Source organism: Micromonospora sp. BL1 (assembly GCF_003667485.1).
In the GTDB taxonomy this organism is placed as follows: Bacteria; Actinomycetota; Actinomycetes; order Mycobacteriales; family Micromonosporaceae; genus Micromonospora; species Micromonospora tulbaghiae.
The window spans coordinates 20,810-40,288 of record NZ_RCVK01000266.1; the positions used below are offsets into that span (position 1 = coordinate 20,810).

21 protein-coding genes are annotated in these 19,479 nt (G+C 73.4%); 12 read left to right on the forward strand and 9 right to left on the reverse strand.

The features are described from left to right. The 3 genes from EAD96_RS18885 to EAD96_RS18895 form a co-directional block, all read right to left on the reverse strand. On the reverse strand, positions 1-672 hold the full coding sequence (locus EAD96_RS18885) for a GAP family protein (protein WP_121685237.1): 672 nt from the start codon (positions 670-672) through the stop codon (positions 1-3). Positions 673-837: 165 nt separating this feature from the next. After that, positions 838-3,444, reverse strand: coding sequence for a class III lanthionine synthetase LanKC (gene lanKC / locus EAD96_RS18890; RefSeq protein ID WP_121685238.1), 2,607 nt, complete (start codon positions 3,442-3,444; stop codon positions 838-840). An 11-nt stretch (positions 3,445-3,455) separates the two neighbouring features. Further along, the gene (locus tag EAD96_RS18895) at positions 3,456-4,130 is read right to left on the reverse strand and encodes a flavoprotein (protein WP_199733228.1); all 675 of its coding nucleotides are present in this window, start codon (positions 4,128-4,130) and stop codon (positions 3,456-3,458) included. Between the two features lie 261 nt (positions 4,131-4,391). Between EAD96_RS18895 and EAD96_RS18900 the strand changes: the two genes are divergently transcribed. Genes EAD96_RS18900 through EAD96_RS18920 form a run of 5 tightly spaced genes read left to right on the forward strand, consistent with a single transcriptional unit; the run spans position 4,392 to position 8,667 of the window. Continuing rightward, positions 4,392-5,756 carry an aldehyde dehydrogenase family protein gene (locus EAD96_RS18900; protein ID WP_233585992.1) on the forward strand — a complete coding sequence of 455 codons (1,365 nt, stop codon included), beginning with the start codon at positions 4,392-4,394 and terminating at the stop codon, positions 5,754-5,756. After that, positions 5,753-6,400 carry a GNAT family N-acetyltransferase gene (locus EAD96_RS18905; RefSeq protein WP_121685240.1) on the forward strand — a complete coding sequence of 216 codons (648 nt, stop codon included), beginning with the start codon at positions 5,753-5,755 and terminating at the stop codon, positions 6,398-6,400. Before EAD96_RS18900 ends, EAD96_RS18905 begins: the two co-directional genes overlap by 4 nt. Continuing rightward, positions 6,393-7,343 carry an ABC transporter ATP-binding protein gene (locus EAD96_RS18910; protein WP_121685241.1) on the forward strand — a complete coding sequence of 317 codons (951 nt, stop codon included), beginning with the start codon at positions 6,393-6,395 and terminating at the stop codon, positions 7,341-7,343. The genes EAD96_RS18905 and EAD96_RS18910 overlap by 8 nt, the downstream gene beginning before the upstream one ends. Further along, positions 7,340-8,143, forward strand: a complete 804-nt coding sequence (locus EAD96_RS18915) for an ABC transporter permease (RefSeq protein ID WP_121685242.1) — start codon at positions 7,340-7,342, stop codon at positions 8,141-8,143. Before EAD96_RS18910 ends, EAD96_RS18915 begins: the two co-directional genes overlap by 4 nt. An 11-nt stretch (positions 8,144-8,154) precedes the next feature. After that, on the forward strand, positions 8,155-8,667 hold the full coding sequence (locus EAD96_RS18920; RefSeq protein ID WP_121685243.1) for a hypothetical protein: 513 nt from the start codon (positions 8,155-8,157) through the stop codon (positions 8,665-8,667). Between the two features lie 12 nt (positions 8,668-8,679). On the opposite strand, the gene EAD96_RS18925 is transcribed toward EAD96_RS18920, so the two are convergent. Together EAD96_RS18925 and EAD96_RS18930 are read right to left on the reverse strand one after the other, a co-directional pair. Continuing rightward, a complete protein-coding gene (locus EAD96_RS18925) occupies positions 8,680-9,321 on the reverse strand; it encodes a dihydrofolate reductase family protein (RefSeq protein ID WP_121685244.1) in 642 nt (213 codons plus the stop codon). A 93-nt stretch (positions 9,322-9,414) separates the two neighbouring features. Then, complete coding sequence (locus EAD96_RS18930; RefSeq protein WP_120573759.1) at positions 9,415-10,008, reverse strand: HD domain-containing protein; 594 nt, start codon at positions 10,006-10,008, stop codon at positions 9,415-9,417. 148 nt (positions 10,009-10,156) lie between these two features. On the opposite strand from EAD96_RS18930, the gene EAD96_RS18935 reads away from it, so the two are divergent. The 6 genes from EAD96_RS18935 to EAD96_RS18960 all read left to right on the forward strand — a co-directional run bounded on the left by EAD96_RS18935 (position 10,157) and on the right by EAD96_RS18960 (position 15,054). Beyond that, a complete protein-coding gene (locus tag EAD96_RS18935) occupies positions 10,157-11,113 on the forward strand; it encodes an LpqB family beta-propeller domain-containing protein (RefSeq protein WP_233585994.1) in 957 nt (318 codons plus the stop codon). Between the two features lie 107 nt (positions 11,114-11,220). Then, on the forward strand, positions 11,221-11,997 hold the full coding sequence (locus EAD96_RS18940; protein ID WP_121685246.1) for a class I SAM-dependent methyltransferase: 777 nt from the start codon (positions 11,221-11,223) through the stop codon (positions 11,995-11,997). 55 nt (positions 11,998-12,052) lie between these two features. Then, positions 12,053-13,054 carry a hypothetical protein gene (locus tag EAD96_RS18945; protein WP_121685247.1) on the forward strand — a complete coding sequence of 334 codons (1,002 nt, stop codon included), beginning with the start codon at positions 12,053-12,055 and terminating at the stop codon, positions 13,052-13,054. Continuing rightward, on the forward strand, positions 13,051-13,704 hold the full coding sequence (locus EAD96_RS18950; protein WP_121685248.1) for a hypothetical protein: 654 nt from the start codon (positions 13,051-13,053) through the stop codon (positions 13,702-13,704). The genes EAD96_RS18945 and EAD96_RS18950 overlap by 4 nt, the downstream gene beginning before the upstream one ends. A 15-nt stretch (positions 13,705-13,719) precedes the next feature. Continuing rightward, positions 13,720-14,622: an inositol monophosphatase family protein gene (locus tag EAD96_RS18955; RefSeq protein ID WP_120569719.1), complete on the forward strand. Its 903-nt coding sequence runs from the start codon at positions 13,720-13,722 to the stop codon at positions 14,620-14,622. A 24-nt stretch (positions 14,623-14,646) separates the two neighbouring features. Then, positions 14,647-15,054 (forward strand): VOC family protein, encoded by a 408-nt coding sequence (locus EAD96_RS18960; RefSeq protein ID WP_121685249.1) that lies wholly within the window; start codon positions 14,647-14,649, stop codon positions 15,052-15,054. Positions 15,055-15,080: 26 nt separating this feature from the next. On the opposite strand, the gene EAD96_RS18965 is transcribed toward EAD96_RS18960, so the two are convergent. After that, complete coding sequence (locus EAD96_RS18965; RefSeq protein ID WP_121685250.1) at positions 15,081-15,857, reverse strand: SDR family oxidoreductase; 777 nt, start codon at positions 15,855-15,857, stop codon at positions 15,081-15,083. Positions 15,858-15,995: 138 nt separating this feature from the next. Between EAD96_RS18965 and sigJ the strand changes: the two genes are divergently transcribed. Then, positions 15,996-16,862 carry an RNA polymerase sigma factor SigJ gene (sigJ, locus tag EAD96_RS18970; protein ID WP_091418102.1) on the forward strand — a complete coding sequence of 289 codons (867 nt, stop codon included), beginning with the start codon at positions 15,996-15,998 and terminating at the stop codon, positions 16,860-16,862. 19 nt (positions 16,863-16,881) lie between these two features. On the opposite strand, the gene EAD96_RS18975 is transcribed toward sigJ, so the two are convergent. The 3 genes from EAD96_RS18975 to EAD96_RS18985 are packed head-to-tail and all read right to left on the reverse strand — an operon-like array spanning position 16,882 to position 19,404. Further along, a complete protein-coding gene (locus tag EAD96_RS18975) occupies positions 16,882-17,781 on the reverse strand; it encodes a GNAT family N-acetyltransferase (RefSeq protein WP_121685251.1) in 900 nt (299 codons plus the stop codon). 56 nt (positions 17,782-17,837) lie between these two features. Continuing rightward, positions 17,838-18,161 (reverse strand): nuclear transport factor 2 family protein, encoded by a 324-nt coding sequence (locus tag EAD96_RS18980; RefSeq protein ID WP_120569723.1) that lies wholly within the window; start codon positions 18,159-18,161, stop codon positions 17,838-17,840. Positions 18,162-18,171: 10 nt separating this feature from the next. Further along, on the reverse strand, positions 18,172-19,404 hold the full coding sequence (locus EAD96_RS18985) for an SLC13 family permease (protein ID WP_121685252.1): 1,233 nt from the start codon (positions 19,402-19,404) through the stop codon (positions 18,172-18,174). Positions 19,405-19,479: the final 75 nt, after the last annotated feature.

Consider the following 19,479-nt stretch of genomic DNA (forward strand, 5'->3'; position numbering starts at 1 on the left):
TCAGCCGATCTTCTTCCACAGCTCGAAGTGATGCACGCAGCTAAGGACCAGCAGTGCCCCTGCCGCACTGAGTACCGACAGCCAGAGTTCAGCGGCCTGCCGCATCAGCCATGTGCCAGCGGACTCGAGCCGTTGCCGGATCCGGTTACCCAGTGCCTGGTAGGCCGCGAGCACCAGCAGCGGCGGCAACACCATCACCGCGTTGTAGGCGGCCAGCAGCACGATCGCCTGCGGGATGGACGTGTCCGCGCCGACCAGGATGCCGATCGCGCCGAGGTAGGGCAGCGCGGTGCCGAACTCCGCGACGGTCACGATCACACCGAGCAACGCGATCGCGGCGTAGGAGTGGGATCGGGGCCGGCGGGGCGTCAGCCGCTCGCCGCCTCGGCGACGGCCGGCCAGCCAGCTATAGAGCAGCAGCGCCACGCCGACCACACCCTGCAGCACGTAGCCCGCGTCACTGGCGAGGTATCCACCCGCCCGGTCGAGGAACGAATCCGCGCCGAGGAACAGCAGCACGCCGAGGGCGAGGTACGAGGCGTAGATGGCACCCACGTAGACGAGCACGCGGGCCCCGGGCGGTCTCGTCGAGAGCAGCAGATAGACCGTGACGGCGAGCGCCGACGGATTGAGGCTGTCCAGCAGGGCGAGGCCGAAGAGACCGGCGATCATCGTGGCCTCCTGGTCACGGGTGGTCCCTCTCGGTTCAGCCGGGGGTGGGCGTCCGGGGCACGACCATTGTAGGGCCGTGTCCCGGACGGCGCCGGATTTGTCCTCGTGAGACGGCCGTCTGGTGCGGACGGCGGCGTACCGGCGCGGTGCCCCCCCGGGGGGCGATCAAGGGCGAGGTGAGAGGAACGGCAGGAAGTCCGGGGTGCGCCCGGTCGCCGCGGCGGTACCCAGGAGCACACCCGCGGTGCCGGTCGCGAGGTCCATCGACAGCCGGAAGTCGAGGTCCCCGGGGAAAGCGAGCTCACCGCGGTAGGCGATGGCGTGCCAGGAGAGCCGGCGCAGATGCCGGTCCACAGCGGACTCCACGTCGGTGATGCCGTGCCTGCCAGCGATCCGGGCGAGCGTCGCGCCGAGCCCTATCCGTCCCCGGAACAGGTCGACCTGGATGACGAAGCCCCGGGCACAGGCACTCAGCAGGGCGGGCAGACTCGCCCGCACCCGTTCGTCGTCGCGGTGTTCCAGCAGCTCGTCCGCGACCAGGGCGATGCCGGCGCTGCCCACCTCGAGGTACCCCAGCGTCCGGACCCCGACCTCCTCGACCTGGAGGGATCCGTCGGCGGTTGTCGTGCACCTGTCGAGGTCTCGGTGCACCGCGGTCACCGCCGCGTCCAGCAAGCCGCGGTCACCGGTCTCCTCATACAGACGCAGCAGGAACAGGGCCACGCCCGACCAGCCGCGCATCAGGCCCGCCTCCACCGGAGTGCGGGGCGGGCGCCGCTCGCCCCGGGGAAGATTCGGGTTACCGGACCGGACCGCGTCGGCCAGGCGGTCGCCGATGGCGAGTGCGTCGGTCCGCCAGCTCGACTCCCCGGCCGCTCGGCCGAGATGCAGGAGGTTGAGCCCGACGCCGGCGTACCCCGAGAAGAGGTCCATCGGCAGCACGGCGCCCGGCCCGCCACCCCAGCGTGCCACCAGGTCGTACGCGGCCTCCTCGTGCCCCAGGTGGTGCAGGGCGTACGCCACACCGGCTGCCCCGTCGTAGAAGCCCGGTCGCATGCCCGTCTGCCGTCGTACCGCCGACAGCAACCACTCCTCGTGACCGGGCCACCGCCCCTGCCCGGTCGCCGACAGGGCCCACAGCACTCCCGCCGCGCCGTAGGCGAGGTTCAGCCCGCCGACCGAGAACTGCCGGGTGTCGCCGGGAAACAGCCGGTCCTCCCGGTCCGGGGTGGCCGAGGCCATGATGGCCCGTGCCATCGACCGGGTGGCAGCGGACCAGTCCGGGAGGGACGCGTCTAGGTCGACCGCGAGCGGCTCGTCGCCACACGGCTTGTGGACCTTCGCGCCGGGTGGGCGCAGCTCCGCGATGATCTCGTCCGCCCAGCCGGCCGGGAGCGGGAAGTGCCGCTCTGCCTCGTGGGCGTACTGGACCACCTTGTCGGGGTCGAGAGCGACGACACGATTCAAGGTCATGAACATGCCGAGGCGGACGGCGGCCAGCGCGTACCGGTCCAGGTCGGCGCCGCTGCGGTCCCGGCTGGTGAAGCCGGTAGCCCCGAGCCCCGGCCGCCAGTCGGCCTGCGCGGCATCGAAGGCGAGCTCGAAGTCGATGAGGGAGACCGAGTCGTCCGCGTGCACCATCACGTTGCCCAGGTGCAGGTCCCCGAAGACGACCCCGCGCTCGTGGACGGCGGCCAGGAGCCGTTCGATCCGTTCGGCGATGGCCAGCGCCCGCTTGGTGAAGGCGGCGAAGTCGTCAGGGGTCGGGTCGGCCAGTACCACCCACGGGTGGTTGCAGCCCAGCCAGACGTGCAACGACTGAGCATCCAGGAACTCCTGGACCAGGAAGTGGTGGCCGCCGGCCTCGACAGAGCCGTACACCTCCGGCACGCCGGGAACACCGGCAAGCTTTTCCAACGCCCATCGTTCCCGCCGCATGCGGGCCACCGAGTCCTGCCGGTGCTCGTCGAAACCGGCGTACGGCCGCGCCTCCTTGAGCACCACCCGCTTGCCGTCGGTGGTGCGGACGGCCTGGTAGACGCCCCCGGCGTTGGAGAAGTGCAGGGTCCGCTCCACCCGGTACGGCAGCTCACCGCCGCTGCCCGCGGTACGCGCTGCGAGGTGTGGCCGCAGGAACTCCGGCAGGGTCGCCCACGAGGGTGGCGCGAAGACGGGCCGCCGGACGTCCGGCACGAGCGTCCCGTCGGGGTCCCGGATCGCGGGCACGAGCTGACCGGCGTCGTCGAGGCACTCCATGCGGCGGAAGCCGCCGTAGCGGACGTACAGCGGGCCGGCGCCGTAGCGAAGGTCGCTGAGGATGTACGGGCCGGAGAGCCCGGCGAGCAGCGGATCGAGCTCCTCGAGGATCAGGCGTAGCGCCGCCTCGTCGACGGGGTAGATCGTCACGGCCTTGCCGCTGGCCGAGCGTGGCGCGTACTTGGCATTCAGCGCGACCAGCACGTTCGGGTTCCGCAGGTACTTGAACCGGATGTCACGCGCCGTGCAGTAGTCCCACACCCGGGAGATCACCTCGTCCGCGTTCTGCGGCGTGGCAGCGGCGTGGATCTTCCACCCCTGCTCCGGACCCTCCGTCCGATCGGGACGTAGCACCGTCCAGATGCCGCGCTCGACACGCGTCCACCCGTCCGGCACCTGACGTGCGTCGACCCGGAATCCCGCCGCCGTATCGAACCCCGGTCCGTCCCGCCAGTTGCTCACGTCGTCGAAGAAGACCTGGTCGGCGAAGCAGTAGACCTGTTTGAGCTCAAACATCGGCGTCCCCCTCAGGCGCTGCGGATAGGCTGGGTCGTGCGGTGTGGTGTCACCTGCTCGTCGCCGGTTCCGGCCAGCGCCCGGCGGCAGCGCTCAAGGAGGACGATCGCTGACCAGACCGGCACCGCGCCCGCGGCGTCGCGCCGGCCGGTGGTCGCGCTCCGGGCCGGCTGCGTGGGTGCGACCACGAGGTTCGGCCGGGTGGCCAGCCGTCGCAGGTTCCCCTGCACGATTGGATTGTCGGTGGCACCGGGGGGCAGGGACGGCGCCACCACGATGGGGATCGTGGCAGCGCACTGGAGGGCGAGCAGACTCGGGCTGTCGCCCAGCCCTGAGGCGAGTCGACCGAGGTAATTCAGCGTCGCGGGGTAGACCAGGGCGCAGTCGGCCCACTCCACCCACTGCGCGTGCAGTGCGCCAGTGTCGGTCTGCGCCGGCCACCGGTCGAGGTGGGCCCGGCGTCCGGTCAGCAGGGTGAGCGCGTCCTGACTGACGAAGCGCTGGGCGCTCGGTGTGACGACCGCCTGGATCTGCAGATCCGGATAGTTGGTGCTGATCCAGTTGAGCCAGAACGGCAGGTGCATCACCGCCACCGCGCCGCTGCTGACCAGCAGCAGACGCCGGCCGCCGAACTCCGGAACGGCCTTCGCGCTGTCGGCGGTCGGTTCGCGCTCGTTCTGCGGCACGGTGAATCAGCCCCACTCCCGGCTCGTCATACGGACTGTGCGCCGAACGTAGGAACGTCCGCGCCGGCTGGTCAACGCCGCTGGCCGCTACCGGCCAGCCACTACGGAACGCGTCGCGGCGAGCGGTAGCTTCGCCCCCACATGAACCGCGGCAGACCAGGGGGGCGCATGTCCGGCACACCGGAGCACCATCACCCACCGCGATACGACAACCACATCGCTGGCGCGGCCGTGCCGCCCCGGTCGGGACGGTGGGACACGGTGAACGACCCGTCGACCGGCCGGGCCGCGTACCTTGCACCCCGCTCCGACGCTGCGGACGTGGACGAGGCGGTGCGCGCCGCCACGTCGGCGTTCGGGCACTGGCGGTGGCAACCGCCCGCACGCCGAGCGGCGGCGCTGCTGGCGCTGGCTGACGCCGTGGCGGGGCAAACCACCGCTCTCGCGGAGGCGGAGGCTGCCATGACCGGGAAGTCGGCCCGCCTGGTCGCCGCCGACGAGATCGCGCCGGCCGTGGACCATCTTCGTTTCTTCGCCGGGGCGGCTCGCCTCGCACTGGCGCCGGCCGCCGGGGAGTACGAAGCCGGCCTCACCTCGCTCGTGCGCAGGGAACCGGTGGGGGTGTCTGCGCAGATCCTGCCCTGGAACTTCCCACTGCTGACCGCCGTGTGGAAGCTCGCCCCGGCTCTGGCCGCCGGGAACTGCGTGGTGCTGAAGCCGGCCCCGTCCACCCCGGTCACGGCCCTGCGGTTGGCCGAGCTCGCCGACGCGCATCTGCCGCCTGGCGTGGTCAACGTCGTCTGCGGAGACGCCGAAACGGGGCGACTGCTGGCGGTCCACCCGGACGTCGCCATGGTGTCGCTCACCGGAAGCACCCGCGCCGGTCGTGAAGTCGCGGCGGCCGCTGGCGACAGACTGAAACGGATACACCTCGAACTCGGGGGCAACGCGCCGGTGGTGGTGCTGGCCGACGCGGACCTGACCGAGGCCGTGGACGCGGTCGCCACGTCCGGTTTCGGCAACGCCGGCCAGGACTGCGTGGCGGCGGCCCGGGTGATCGTGGCCGCCGAGCGGCACGACGAGTTCGTGGCGGCGCTGGTGAAACGCGCGGAGTCGCTGCGGGTGGGCCCGCCCGGCGACGACTGCGACCTCGGCCCGTTGCACAACGCCGCTCAGCTCGACCGGCTGACCTCCCTGCTGTTCGCTCTGACACCGGGCGCCCGGATCCACACCGGTGGCCGGCGGATCGGCGAGACCGGCTACTTCTTCGAACCGACAGTGGTGTCCGGCGTGCGACAGCATGACCGCCTGGTGCAGGAGGAGACCTTCGGCCCGGTCGTCACCGTCCAGCCCTTCGACGACCTGGAGACGGCGCTGGACCTGGCCAACGGGGTGGAACAGGGTCTCGCGGCAAGCGTCTGGACCCGCGATCACGGTACGGCGATGGAGCTCGTCCGGCGGCTCGAGTTCGGTTGCGTTTGGATCAACACGCACCTGCGGTTCGCCTCGGAGATGCCACACGGAGGTTTCGGCGTCTCCGGTCACGGCAAGGAGCTGTCCATCTACGCCCTGGACGAGTACAGCAGGATCAAGCACGCGATGACGGTGTCCGGGGCGCCCCGATGAGCATGCTCGGTGGGACGTCGGTCCGGTTACGCGCCCTGGATGACGACGACGTGGCACTGGTGGCGCGCTGGCTGGCCGCGGAGACCGTGGTGCACTCGTCGCGAGGGCCGCGGTTCCTGACGCCGTCACAGGCCCGGGAGGTGATCGGGGGGACCCGGCAGACCACTCTCGTCGTGGAGCATGCGCACGGCGACCCGATCGGCGCGCTGTCGTGGCGACGTGCCGGCGTCACCGGCGGCTACACGATCGAGCACGTGGTGGGCGATCCGGAGCGCTGGGGTGCCGACGCCGGCCGGGAGGCGTTCGCCCTGTTGTTCGGCTACCTCTTCCGTACCCTGAACGCCCACCGCGTGGAGCTGGTCACCGCCACCTTCGACCGCATGATGATCGAGACGGTGGCGGCGTTGGGGCTGACGGTGGAAGGGGTGCTCCGCGACTACTTCTACCTCGACGGGCGCTTCCACCACGCCGTCGTCTCGTCGCTGCTCGCCACCGAGTACGCCGCTTCGCCCGGCCGGCACCCGTCGGCGGAAGCGGTGCCGGCCGAGGACCGCCGGGCCGCGCGACGGGTGTTGTCCCGCTACCTCGCCGCCGCGCCCGTCGACGTGGCCCGCCGTCTCGTCGGGGAGCCGGCCGATGACTGAGCCGGCCATCGACGTGCGCGACCTGCACAAGTCGTACGGCAGCACGCCTGCTCTGGACGGCCTCAGCCTGGCGGTCCCGCGCGGCAGCATCGTGGCGGTCCTCGGCCCGAACGGGGCCGGCAAGACGACGCTGGTCCGCATCCTGTCGACGTTGCAGCCACCGGACGCCGGAAGCGCCCGGATCTGCGGCGTCGACGTGGTGGCCGCGCCCGCCCAGGTCCGGCGCCGGATCGGCCTCTCCGGTCAGTTCGCCGCAGTCGACGAGTACCTCACCGGTCTGGAGAACCTGACCATGGTGGGCCGTCTCTACCAGCTCGACCGCCGCACCACGCGCAGCCGAGCCGCATCGTTGATCCGGCGGCTGGGGCTCGACAGCGCCGCGGACCGCCCGGCCCGAGGTTATTCCGGCGGGATGCGTCGACGCCTCGATCTGGCCTGTGCGCTGATCGGGCGTCCCGACGTGCTGATCCTGGACGAGCCGACGACGGGAGTGGACCCGGCCGGCCGCCGGGCCCTGTGGGACATCGTCAGAGGGCTCGCCGAGGACGGGGTGACCGTGCTGCTCACCACGCAGTACCTGGACGAAGCGGACCGGCTCGCCGATCGCATCGCGATCCTCGCCGGCGGCCGCCTGGTGACCGAGGGCACGCCCGAGGATCTCAAGAAATGCCTCGGCGGCGATCGTTTGGCGGTGACAGTGGACCGGCGGGACGCTGACCGCGCGGCGCGTCTGCTGGCGGCACACGGCCTGCGGGAGCCGGACCGGAGCCCGGACGGGTGCCGGCTCTCCGTGCCGGTGGCCGACGCCACCGTCGCGATGATCGGGCTGGCGGGTGACCTCCGTGCGCACGGTGTGGAGCCGCTGGAACTGGGCACGGAGCGGCCCAGTCTAGACGACGTCTTCCTGGCCCTGACTGCGGCAGAGGAAGGCGGACACCGATGACGACCCTGCGCGGGGCGCTCACCGACAGCGCGATCCTGACCTGGCGCAACGCCATCCGCATCCGCCGGGTGCCTGACCTGTTGGTCTTCACCACGATCCAGCCGGTGCTGTTCGTCGTGCTCTTCGCGTACGTCTTCGGGGATGCCATCACGGTGCCCGGGTCGGACTACCGCGCGTACCTGATGCCGGGCGTCATCGTGCAGAGCGCGGTGTGGGTCTCCGCGATCACCGCCATCGGCCTCGCGGACGACGTGCGACGCGGTATCGTGGATCGTTTCCGGTCGCTGCCGATGGCGGGTGCCGCGGTCCTGGTCGGGCGCACGGCCGGGGATCTGCTCAGCATGGTGCTCGTGGTCCTGGTCTGCGCAGGCGCGGGACTCGCAGTGGGATGGCGGCCGGCCGGCGACGCGGCCGGACTGCTTACCGGTGGCGCGCTGGTTCTGGGCTTCGGGTACGCGCTGACCTGGGTCACCGCCACGCTCGGCCTGGCGGTGCGCAACGCCGAGGTGGCGCAGAGCGCGAGCCTCATCTGGCTCTTTCCGGCCACGTTCCTGTCGAGCGCATTCGTGCCGATCGACCAACTGCCCTCCGGGCTTCGGGGGATAGCGACTTGGAACCCGGTGAGTGCGGTGACGCAGGCCGTCCGAGAGGCGGCCGGTGGGGCCGGCACGGCACCGCCGAACGGATTCGCCGCCGAGCATCCGGTTTGGATGTCGATAGGATGGATTATCGGCATCCTGCTCATGTTCGCGCCGCTTGCGACCTGGAGATACCGACGCTACACAGCCGCCCCACGGTGAGGGAGGATCTCGTGACCGGACATCCCCGTCGCGCTGCCCGACTGGCTGCCAGTGCCCTGGCCGTCGCCGTCTCGATCGGTTCGGCCGGCTGTGGGCGGGACGAGCCGGATCCGGCCCGGTCCGGCCCGCTGGAGCTCGACCGGCTCACCGCTCCGGCCGAGCTGGCCGGCCTGCCCCGTCAGGACACCGGGCGCGACAAACTCCCGCCGCTGGTTGACGGCCCACCCGGGCTCGCCGTGGTGATCAACGGGTACGGCGAGGCGATCCCGCCGCCGCTGACCCTCGAGGCCTACTACGGCAATCCGGTCGGCATCACCGCTGTGGGGCGGGCGTTGCAGTCGCGCCTCGGCGGCGGCACGGCCGCGCCCGGCGCCGAGACCACCTGCCACAGTGGCGCCGACGGGTCGATCACCTGCTGGCGCCGGGCGGACACGCTCGTCGTGACCGTCACCGCCCGCGACGGCCGGTCCGCCGAGCGGACGCGGGACGCCACCGAGCAGGCGTGGGAGGCCGTCACCGGCTGAACGCCGCTGACGTCAGGCGGTGCCTCTCGAACGGCGGCCGACGGCGTACCGGACGTGGACGGCGTAGCGTGAGTGGTGCACGGCGCGGATCTCCAGGTCGATGTCCCGGTCGAAACCCTCGAACAGCCGCTTGCCCCGGCCGAGGACGACCGGTGCGGTGCTGATGCCCAGCTCGTCCACGACGCCGGCCGCGAGTGCCTGCCGGATGACGTCGGCGCCGCCGCCGATGGCCACGGCGCCGTCGCCGGCCGCCCGCCTCGCTGCGGCCAGCGCCTCGTCGAACCCGTCGACCAGCAGGAAGCCGGTGCTCGGGTCGGGCTGGTCGGCGGTGCGGTGGGTGAGCACGACAAGGGTCCCCTGGAACGGGTGCCGGCCGCCCCAGGCGCCCGCGCTGTCGTACATGCCCCGGCCGCACAGCCCGGCGCCGGTGCCCGCCAGCAGTTCGTCGAAGTACGCGCGGTCCTCGTCCGCCATGCCGGCGCCGGGTTCGCGCTGCGTGTCGTACGTCCAGGGGCCGCCCATCACCCAGTAGTGCAGCCGCTCGCCGCCGACGCCCAGCCCCTGGCCCGCGTGGTCGTCGGGACCGGTGACGTAGCCGTCCAGGGAGACGGTGATGGACGCCCGCACCCGGCCGCGCGCCTCGCTCGTGCTCATGCTTCCTCCCGGAGATCGGAGAACACCGACACCGGGAAGACCGCCCGCCGGCGCCGGACTCATCGTCGCACCGGAGCCGGATCGGGCGTGGCGTCAGCCGTACACCGGATGCTCGGCCTGGAACGCCAGCCGCCGGTCCGCGCCGGCGGCCAGCTCGGCGAGCACGTCGTCGAGGTCCAGGAACGTCTGCCAGCGCTCCTGGCCGGTGATGCCGGCGAGCCGGTCGACCACGAGCTGCTCCAGGTCGGTGACCCGACGGCCCTTCCAGACCTTGTCGGCGAGGCTGACCAGCAGGTCCTCCAACTGCACGCCGGGGGAGTGCCAGGCGGCGTGGGTGACCGCGAAGCGGGCCCGCTCCTCCGGTACGCCGAAGCGCAGCAGCAACTGGTAGCCCGCCTCCTCGTGCGCCGATCCGGGACCGGTCAGCTCGCCGGGATGCTCGACCTTGCCGAGGTCGTGCACCGCGGCGCCGAACAGCACCGCCTGCCTGTCGAACGGCACCGCGGCGAACCGGTCGGCGAACGCGGCGGTCAGGTGCCAGGCGACGTCGTGCACGAGCCGCAGGTGCGCGCCCAGGCGCGGCGGGGCGGCCAGGGCGTCCAGCAGCTCGACCGCCACGCCGGGCAGCGGGAGCAGCGGCGGGTCGCCCGGTTCGGTGAGGGCGCGGCGCAGCGCGTCGGAGGTCATCGGGGCGAGCGTACCGGGCCGCTCCGGGCTCACCGGCGGTGATGGACGAGCAGCCGAACGTGAAGCGGCCACTCGCCCGATTCCGGTGCGTCGATCCACTCGCGAGGGTGGGGGCCACGTCTATCACGGGGGTTGTCGAATGACCGCAATGAATCGTCGTGCCCTGCTGCGCACCGCGGCGCTGACCGGCCTGGCCGCCGCGACCGGGCTGGCCGCCGCGCCCTCCGCCGCGTCCGCCGCACCGGTGTCCGCCGCCGACGCGGTGAACGGGTCGTGGCTGGTCAGCGTCGGCTGGGGTGTGCTCCAGGTCGACCCGGGCCGGACCACGCCGCGAGAGCTGCTGCCCAACGGGGACCACGCGAAGGCGTCGCCGGACGGCCGGTACGTGGCCTGGGTCAACACGGCCCGCTCGGGCGACGGCACGCTCGAGCCGTTCGTGGCGGTGTACGACCGGATCACCGGCCAGAAGCGCACGCTGCTCGCCGACCCGTTCGGTGTCCGCTACGGCGCGCCGACCTGGTCGCCGGACGGTTCGGAGATCGCCCTGGTCACCGGGGAGAACAACGACCGGCTGATCGCTGTCGACGTGGCGACCGGCGGCACCCGCGTGCTGGTCCAGGGTCACTCCATGGCCGACCCGGACTGGTCCCGGGACGGCTCCATGATCGTCCTGCGGTGGCGCAGCCGTTCGGAGGGTCCGCAACTGCGTGTGCTCGAACTGGCGACCGGCACGGCGCGGCGGCTCTACACGCCCGGCACGCCGGGTGAACTGTTCGGCTCGCCGGTCTTCACGCCCGACTCCGGGCGCGTGGTGTTCCGCACCGACCGCTGGTATCCCGACCTGGAGTCCAGCAACCACTCGCTGGCGTCCGTGCGGATCGGGGGCACCGGGCTGAAGAAGCTCACCGACGAGCCCCGGTTCTACCTGTCGCCGGTGTTCTCCCCGGACGGCCGCTACTGCGCCGCGCTCTCGATCCCGCCGGAGAACGAGTACCCCGACGGCGGCAACATCATCGTGTCCACCAGTGGCTTCGGCGAGCAGTGGTGGATCCCCGGCGACGAGTACGACGACAGCACCCGGCTGGACTGGGCGCGGGCGATCTGACGTACCGGGCGCGCGCATCACGGACCGGATGCGCGCCGCCGGGCGTGACCGGTGCGAGGCTTGGAGCGGACGCCGCCGAAGGGGCCGGCGTCCGCTGTGGAGGGGTGATGGCCGAGCCGCCGACCGGGACGTCGTCGCACCGCGCGCAGGCGCACGGCAGGCACGCCAACCATCACCGCTACCACGACGGCGCCGAGGTCGACGGGTACGTCGACGACCCGTACCACCGGGTGCGCCGCGCGGTCGCGGCCCGGCTGATGGCCGAGGGGGTGACCCGGCGCGGGCCGGTGCTGGAACTGGGCTGCGGGCCGCGCGGCATGCTCGACCCGGCCGCGCTGCCCGGCCCGGTGGTGCTCGCGGACATGGCCGAGACGGCGCTGCGCACCGCCCGCGCGGCGGCCGGCGGGCGGGCGCTGCCGGTCCGGCTGGACGCCACCCGCGGGCTGCCGTTCCGGGCCGGCAGCTTCGCCGGGCTGCTCGCCGGGGAGCTGATCGAGCACGTCTACGACCCGCTGACGCTGCTGCGGGAGTGTCACCGGGTGCTGGCCGTGGACGGCCTGCTGGTGCTCACCACCCCGAACCTGGCGCCGGTGCAGGACCGGCTGGCGTTCCTCGCCGGCCGCGCGCCGCGGCAGGTCGACCCGCTGCACCCGTACCTCTGGCTGCACATCCGCCCGTTCACCGCCTCGCTGCTGCGCCGGACGCTGCGCCGGGCCGGGTTCACCCCGGTGGCGCTGCGGTCCAACGAGGTCGGCTGGCGGCTGCCGGGCGGCCGTTGGGTGGCCTCGCGGCGGCTGGCCCGCGCCGCGCCGGGGCTCGGCGGTTCGCTGATCTGCGCCGCCCGCCGGCACGGCGCACCGCCACCGCCGCGGAACAGGGCGTGATGGCGACATTGACAGCGGGCTATCATGGAGGTTCCGTCGTCGACCGGGGGATGTCATGACGCGCCTGCTCGCCTGGGTCGTGACCAATCTCGACGCGTTCATCGGCCTCGTCCTGGCGCTCACGGTGTCCGTGCTCGGCCTCACCAACGCGGTCGACCAGGAGGTCGTCAACAGCGCGATCCTGCTGGTCCTGGGCCTGCTCGCGCAGGCGATGCTGCGGGACCGGCTGCGCCGGCGCACCACCGAGCGGGAGATCCGCCAGGTCATCTCGGACACCCGTGACCGGCTGACCGACCTGGTGCCGCAGATGCAGGAGATCACCGGGCCGGAGGGCGCGCTGAACCGGGCCCGCGAGGCCATCGACAGTGTCTCCATGGTGCGCGTGCTGCACGGCAGCGAGGTCGGGCAGGCGCTCGCCGAGGCGCGGCGGCACACCGACCAGTGGAGCTTCAAGGGCGGCACCGGCACCTTCCTGCGCGCGGTCACGCTGCCCGACTGCCTGGAACACGCCCGGCGGCGCAACGCCACGCTCACCGTCGCGATCGAGATCATCGACCCGACCGACGAGGAGGTCTGCGAGCGGTACGCGCGTTTCCGGCGCAGCCTCGACCCGGACGCGCCGGGCGAGCCGTGGACCGTCGACCGCACCCGCAAGGAGTCGTACGCGACGGTGCTGGCCGCCTGCTGGCACCTGCAACGCTCCGGCCTGCTCACCGTCGACGTCCGGCTCTCCGCGCAGATGACCACGTTCCGCTACGACCTCTCCTCCTCCTGCGTCGTCATCACGCAGGAGAACCCGCAGACGCCCGCGCTGCGCATCGACCGCGGCGAGGTCTACTACAACCGATTCAACATCGAGCTGGACTACAGCCGCCGGCAGAGCCGGCGCGTGCCGATCGAGGCGGCGGCCCAGGTCAAGCTCGACGACGAGCCGTCGGTCGAGCAGGTACGGCGGTTGTTCACCGCCCTCGGCCTGACGCTGCCCCGGTCCTTCGGCGACCGCGAGGTCGCCGACATCATCGGCAAGGCCGTCCAGGCGAGGAACCCCTACTCATGACCAGTTACGCCGACCTCGAACGGGAGATCGACCGGGGCACCCGGCCGGAGATGCTGCGCGGCTGGGTGCTGGACGTGCTCGGCGACGTGGCCGACGGGCGGCGGCCGCTGCGAGCGGTCCGGCACCCGCTCGGCTTCACCTGCCTGCCAGTGGAACGCGACGGCCCGGACGGCATCTGCGTGCACGCCTGGCCGGCCGACCCGCCGCCGGTGCGCCCGACCACCTCCACGATGCACTCGCACAGCTGGGATCTGCTCAGCCACGTGCTGCACGGCACCGTCCGCAACGAGCTGATCGAGGTCGACGACGCGCCGGCCGACCCGTCCTGGCGGATCTACGAGGTGCACAGCCTCGGCGAGGTGGACGAGATGGCCGCCACCGACCGGCTGGTCACCGCGATGACCGCGGCGGTGGAGACGCACTCCGCCGGCGACTCGTACGCGCTGCGCGCCGGCGGTTTCCACACCTCGGAGGTGGACGCCGGTGAGCCGGCGGTGACTGTGGCGCTCGGCCGGACCACTCCCGGCGCGTGCGACCTGAGCCTCGGCGCGGTGGACGGGCGCAGCCACCGGGTACGCCGGGACCGCTGCGACGCGGCGGAGACCGCGCGGATGGCGCGGGAGATCGCGCGACTGGTGGCACGGGGCTGACTGGCTGGAGGAGCCATGGACGTGGAGCCGAGCAGAGGCGGGCCCGACCTGCGCGACGCGCACCGCTTCGCGGTGGAGGCCGCCCAGGCGGCGGGCCGCCTGCTGCGCCGGGGCACCCGGGGAGAGGTGCACGCCCGGGCCAAGAACGACACCGGTGACCTGGTGACCGACCTCGACCTGGCCGCCGAGCGGCTGATCGTCGACCGGATCCGGGCCCGCTGGCCGGAGCACGGCGTGATCGCCGAGGAGGGCGGCGAGTACGCCCCGGACACCACCTGGGCGTGGCTCGTCGACCCGCTCGACGGCACCAACAACGTGGCGATCGGGCTGCCCGCGTACGTCGTCGGGATCGCCCTGTGCGACAGCGGCTCGCCGGTGCTCGGCGTGGTGCACGACCCGGTCGCGGGCCGCACCTGGTCGGCGGTGCGCGGCCGGGGCGCGTTCGTGCACGCGTCCGGCCCGGCCGCGCGGCCGCTGCGGGCCGCGCGCCGCCCGGTGCCGTCCGCGCCCGTGCTGGCCTGGACCCAGGGGCACGAGGTACGCCGGGACGACAGCACCGCCCGGGCGCTGAAGGTGGTGCTGGACACCAGCGCGCGCCGGGTGCTGCAACTGTGGGCGCCGCTGCTGTCCTGGGTGATGCTGGCCCGCGGCGACATCGACGGCATCGTCGGCTACCGTCCCGAGGCGGTCGACCTGCCCGCCGGGATGCTGCTCGCCGTCGAGGCCGGCATGGCGGTACGCGCGCTCGACGGCGGCACGTTCGACGACCGGTACGGCTGCCCGGCCGACCGGCGCAGCTTCGTGGCCGGGCCGCCGGAGACCATCGACCGGCTGGTCAAACTGGTCACCGCGGCACAGTGGATCGAGCCGCAGGTGCGCCGCCTCACCCCGGTCGGCCTCGGCTCGGTCGGCTGGTGAGCGGGGTCCGCTAGCCTCGGCCGGATGGCCGCCAGACAGCTCAAGCTCGGGCTCCGGGTCCGTGACCTGGACCGTTCCCACCGGCTCTACCTGCGACTCGGCTTCAAGGAGATCCCGAACGTGGATCAGCCGAACCTGCGCTACCTCACGTTCGGCCACACCTGGCTGATCCTGTCCGACCTGCACCGCCACGGGCACCACGACGCGGAGCGGGAGCGCGAGGTCAAGGCCGGGCCGCCGGGGCTCGGTGTCGTACTCACCGTGCCCACCGCGGACCTGGACGCCACGTACACGCTGTGGCGCGGCGAAGGGCTGCCGGTGACGCTGGAGCCGGAGGACGTGGGCTGGGCACGGATCTTCTACGGGCTCGACCCGGACGGTTACGAGGTCATGTTCGAGCAGTTCCACCCGACGGCGCGCGCCGGCGCCTGACCGGCGGCGAGGGCCGCCGCGGCGGGTCAGGCGACCGGCCGCGACGGCAGTCGGTCGGCCAGGAAGCCGGCCCAGGTCCGCACACCCCTCGCGGCACCCGGCCGGGCCAGGTTCGCGCCGTCCCGGTATGCCCGGCCGGCCCGCCCGGGGATGCGCACCGGAAGCCGCGCCCGGCGCTTCCCGGTGGCCGCCAGGTATCCGGTCAGCAGATCGCCGATGCCGTACGTATCAGGCCCGGCCAGGTCCGGGACCAGCCCGGCCGGTGCGCCCAGCGTCAGTTCGGCCAGCCGGGCCGCCACCTCGGCCGCGTCGACCGGCTGCAACCGCAGCCCGCCCGGCACCGGCACCACCGGCAGCCTCGTCATCGCCGCCAGCATGGACAGCACCAGGTCGTGCACCTGCGCGGCACGCAGCACCGTCCAGGGCACGCCGGAGTCCGCCACCGCGCGTTCGGCGTCGAGCTTGGACCGCGTCCAGGCCAGCGGCACCCGGTCGGCGCCGGTCACCGAGATGTGCACCAGATGCGTCACAGCGGCCCGGCGCGCCGCCCGGGCCAGGTTGGCGGCGGCGCGGTCGTCGCCCTTCGCGCCGCCGGCCAGGTGCAGCACCGTGGACACCCCGCGCAGGGCGTGGTCGAGGTCCGCGCCGGTGAGCAGGTCGGCGGTCACGTGGGTGACGCCGTCGCCGGGTCGCCCGCCGCGCCGGCTGAGCACGCGCACCGGGTGCCCGGCGGCGCGCAGCAGCGGTACGACGTGCCGGCCGATCGTGCCGGTGCCGCCGGTGACCAGAATGGGTGCGTTCATCGTCGTCCTCCCGTTGTCGGTGCTGTCACGTCGACCCGGGCCGGCCCGCCGGTGTGACAGGTGTGAGCGTCGTCACGTCCGGTCACGTCGGCGCTCCCCGGCGGGTCGAGACGGTGTGCGGGAGGGGAGGCTCAGGTGATGGACACCGGGCTGGCGGAGCGGTTCGAGCGGGAGCGGCCGCGGCTGCGGGCGGTGGCGTACCGGCTGCTCGGGTCGCTCACCGACGCCGAGGACGCGGTGCAGGAGACCTGGCTGCGGTTGTCCCGCGCCGACGCGGCCTCGGTGGACAACCTGGACGCCTGGCTCACCACTGTGGTCGCCCGGGTCAGCCTCAACACGTTGCGGTCCCGCGCCGCACGCCGGGAGGACCCGCTCGACGTACGCCTGCCCGACCCGGTGGTGGACGCCGGCGCGGGCGACCCGGCGCAGGCCGCGGTGCTCGCCGACTCGGTGGGCCTGGCGCTGCTCGTGGTGCTGGACACGCTGACCCCGGCCGAGCGGCTCGCGTTCGTGCTGCACGACATGTTCGGCGTGCCGTTCGACGAGATCGGCCCGCTCGTCGACCGCTCACCGGCGGCGGCCCGGCAGCTCGCCAGCCGGGCCCGCCGCCGGGTACGCGGGCAGGCGCCCACGCCCGATCCCGACCTGACCCGGCAGCGAGCGGTGGTCGACGCCTTCCTCGCCGCCGCCCGCGACGGCGACCTCGACGCGCTGATCGCCGTGCTGCACCCGGACGTGGTGCTGCGCTCCGACGCCGGGAGCGCCCACGCCCGCCACACGGTCGTGCTGACCGGCGCGGCGACTGTGGCGGCGCAGGCCACCACGTTCGGCCGGCTGTTCCCGCACGCCCGGCCGGTGCTCGTCAACGGCGCCGCCGGGGTGCTGGTGACCGCCGGCGACCGCCCGCTGTCGGTGATGGCGTTCACCGTCACCGGCGGCCGGATCGCCGCCGTGGACGTGATCGCCGACCCGCACCGGCTGGCCGCGCTCGGCCTCGCCGGCTGACCGGAGCCGCGGACTCGTCTCAGTCGCCCAGAGTCAGGTTGGCCATGTCGACCACCGGGCGGAAGCCGAGCCGGGCGTAGAGCCGGTTCGACACCGGGTTGGCCTGGTCGGTGAACAGGCACACCCGCGCCCCCTCGGCGGTGAGCAGCCGGCACACCTCGGCGACCGCGTTTCCGGCCCAGCCGCGTCCGCGCTGCTCGGGTGGCGTGTAGACCGGTCCGACGCGGGCCACGCCGAACGACGTCGGGTTGGCGGCCGTCAGGTGTACCGGAGCACCCGACCCGTCGGTCCAGAACCAGACCCGCCCGTCCCGGATCCGGCGCAGCAGTTCGGCGTGGTCGGGCGCCTCGTGGGCGCTCGTCCCGCGCGGGCGGCCCGCCTGCTCGTCGGCGTCGGCCATGAACGCGCCGAACCACGCGGCGACCAGGTCGACGTCGTGCGCGGTGGCCGCCCGCAGGGCGCCGGGCACCGGTGCGGGCGGCGTCAGGTGGCCGAGCAGGTGCAGCCGGGTGTGCTGGGCGACCTCGACCCGCCGGCCGTCGAGGCGGGCCACCTCGTCGGCGCAGGCGCGCACGGCGGGCAGCGCGCCGTTCACCGCGCGCACCCGCTCGCCGCGCCGGTGCCACTCCCGGGCCAGCGCCACGGCGGCCTCCGGTGGCATGGGCAGCAGGAACGGCGGTCGAGGCGGGAACGGCGCGGCACGCATCGCGGCGCCCACCACCGCCCCGGAGGCGTCCCGGACCACGAGCCACCAGTCGTCCTCGGGCAGCGCGACGCCCTCGGCGCGGCGGGCCGCCATCCGGCGCGCGACGGTCGCGACGACGGTGTTGACCACCGGATCGGCGGCCAGGTACGCCTCGGCGGCGGCGAGGAACTCGCCCGGGTCGGTGCAGAAGTGCAGCGTCGGCGCGGCGGTCATGCGGGCCACGGTAGCCAGCGGCCGGAACCACGCCGAAGCGGTTTTCCCGCCCCGGCTCAGGGGGCGATGCGCAGCCGGCGGATGCGCGTGTCGTCGTACTCCTCGAACCGGAACCGCAGCCCGGCGAACGGGCTGCCGGGGAAGTCACCGCTGATCGTGGCGGTCACCACCGTCCCGGCCGGGGTCTGCTCGACGTCGGTGATCTCGTACGACACCAGCGGCGTGCCGCTGCGCCAGGCGCGGATCTCGTCGATCCCGCGGTGGGTGCGTCCCTCGTCCTCGACCACCGCGTCGTCGGCGAACAGCGCGAGGTAGGGCTCCGTGTCGGCCTGGCCGGCGAGCGCGAAGTAGCGGCGGACGATCTCGGGCGTGCTGCTCATGGTCGCGATGCTAGGCGCCGGGTCCGACAAGAAGCGCCGTGACTGTGGCGGTGGTGGCGAGCACGGCGAGCGCGGCGCTGGTGGCCACGAACCGGCCCAGCGGCACGGCCACCCCGGCGGCCCGGCAGCGCTCGTACCAGATCAGTGTGGCCAGCGACGCCCACGGCGTGGCCAGCGGGCCGACGTTCGTGCCGATCAGCAGCGCCAGCAACTGGGTGTGCCGGTCGGCCGCGATCACCGCCTCGCCGGCCAGGTACGCGGGCAGGTTGTTGACCACGTTGCTGAACAGCGCGCCGACCGCGCCCGCCCGCAGTGCCCCCTCCGCGCCCGGGTCGGCGCCGATGAGCGTGCCCATCACCGTGTCCAGGCCGTACCGGCCGATGGTCTGCACCACCAGGAACAGCCCGGTCACGAACACCAGCAGCCGCCACGGCACCAGCGCGAGCCGCAGCCGGTGCCGGGCCCGCACCGCGAAGCCCGCGACCAGGATCGCCGCGGCCACCCCGGAGGCGACGCCGATCTCCACCCCGGCGAGGATCCCGGCGACGAACAGCAGGCAGGCGGCGAGCGCGGTGCGGTAGAGCACCCGGTCCGGCGGCACGTACGGCGGCGGCGGGACGAACGGGTCGGCCCCGGCGCGCGCCGGACGCCAGTACCACCACCACAGCAGCAGCGCGGTCACCGCGACGGCGACCAGCTGCGGCCACCACATCCGGGCCGCCCACGGCACCGGGTTCAGGTCGACCCGGTCGCTGGCCAGGATGTTCGTCAGGTTCGACACCGGCAGCAGCAGGCTGGCCGTGTTGGCCAGCCACACGGTGGTCATCGCCAGCGGCGTCGGCGGCACGTTCAGCGCCCGGGCCAGCGCGATCATCACCGGCGTGAGCAGGACCGCCGTGGTGTCCAGGTTGAGCGCGATCGTGGTGATCGAGGCGAAACCGACGCAGAGCCAGAACAGGGCCCGGAAGCTGCCCCGCGCGGTCACCGCCACCCGGGTCGCCAGCGCGTCGAACACACCGGCCACAGCGGTCAGCTCGGCCAGCACCACCACCGTGCCGAGGAAGATCAGGATCGGGACGATCCGCCGCATCGTGCCCTCGGCGTCGGCGCGGGGCAGCAGCCCGGTGAGCACGCACACCACCCCGAGCACCGCGAGCCCGATCGCGATCCGGTCCAGCACGTGCAGGCGGCCCCAGCGGGAACGGTCGGGCACGGCGTTCGGCGGATCGCCGGGGGTCTCCACGAGGGATGATCCTCGCACACGCCGGCGCGGCCGGAGGAGCCCGACGCGGGCGCGATCCGAGCTGCCGAGGGTGTC

Excerpts from the sequence above, each read along its gene's own strand:
- EAD96_RS18975 (WP_121685251.1), bottom strand. The coding sequence starts at position 17,781 with ATGACCGCCGCGCCGACGCTGCACTTCTGCACCGACCCGGGCGAGTTC.
- EAD96_RS18905 (WP_121685240.1), top strand. The coding sequence starts at position 5,753 with ATGAGCATGCTCGGTGGGACGTCGGTCCGGTTACGCGCCCTGGATGAC.
- EAD96_RS18930 (WP_120573759.1), bottom strand. The coding sequence starts at position 10,008 with ATGACCTCCGACGCGCTGCGCCGCGCCCTCACCGAACCGGGCGACCCG.
- EAD96_RS18885 (WP_121685237.1), bottom strand. The coding sequence starts at position 672 with ATGATCGCCGGTCTCTTCGGCCTCGCCCTGCTGGACAGCCTCAATCCG.
- sigJ (WP_091418102.1), top strand. The coding sequence starts at position 15,996 with ATGGACACCGGGCTGGCGGAGCGGTTCGAGCGGGAGCGGCCGCGGCTG.
- EAD96_RS18915 (WP_121685242.1), top strand. The coding sequence starts at position 7,340 with ATGACGACCCTGCGCGGGGCGCTCACCGACAGCGCGATCCTGACCTGG.
- lanKC (WP_121685238.1), bottom strand. The coding sequence starts at position 3,444 with ATGTTTGAGCTCAAACAGGTCTACTGCTTCGCCGACCAGGTCTTCTTC.
- EAD96_RS18925 (WP_121685244.1), bottom strand. The coding sequence starts at position 9,321 with ATGAGCACGAGCGAGGCGCGCGGCCGGGTGCGGGCGTCCATCACCGTC.
- EAD96_RS18945 (WP_121685247.1), top strand. The coding sequence starts at position 12,053 with ATGACGCGCCTGCTCGCCTGGGTCGTGACCAATCTCGACGCGTTCATC.
- EAD96_RS18965 (WP_121685250.1), bottom strand. The coding sequence starts at position 15,857 with ATGAACGCACCCATTCTGGTCACCGGCGGCACCGGCACGATCGGCCGG.
- EAD96_RS18910 (WP_121685241.1), top strand. The coding sequence starts at position 6,393 with ATGACTGAGCCGGCCATCGACGTGCGCGACCTGCACAAGTCGTACGGC.
- EAD96_RS18980 (WP_120569723.1), bottom strand. The coding sequence starts at position 18,161 with ATGAGCAGCACGCCCGAGATCGTCCGCCGCTACTTCGCGCTCGCCGGC.
- EAD96_RS18935 (WP_233585994.1), top strand. The coding sequence starts at position 10,157 with ATGAATCGTCGTGCCCTGCTGCGCACCGCGGCGCTGACCGGCCTGGCC.
- EAD96_RS18940 (WP_121685246.1), top strand. The coding sequence starts at position 11,221 with ATGGCCGAGCCGCCGACCGGGACGTCGTCGCACCGCGCGCAGGCGCAC.
- EAD96_RS18950 (WP_121685248.1), top strand. The coding sequence starts at position 13,051 with ATGACCAGTTACGCCGACCTCGAACGGGAGATCGACCGGGGCACCCGG.
- EAD96_RS18960 (WP_121685249.1), top strand. The coding sequence starts at position 14,647 with ATGGCCGCCAGACAGCTCAAGCTCGGGCTCCGGGTCCGTGACCTGGAC.
- EAD96_RS18955 (WP_120569719.1), top strand. The coding sequence starts at position 13,720 with ATGGACGTGGAGCCGAGCAGAGGCGGGCCCGACCTGCGCGACGCGCAC.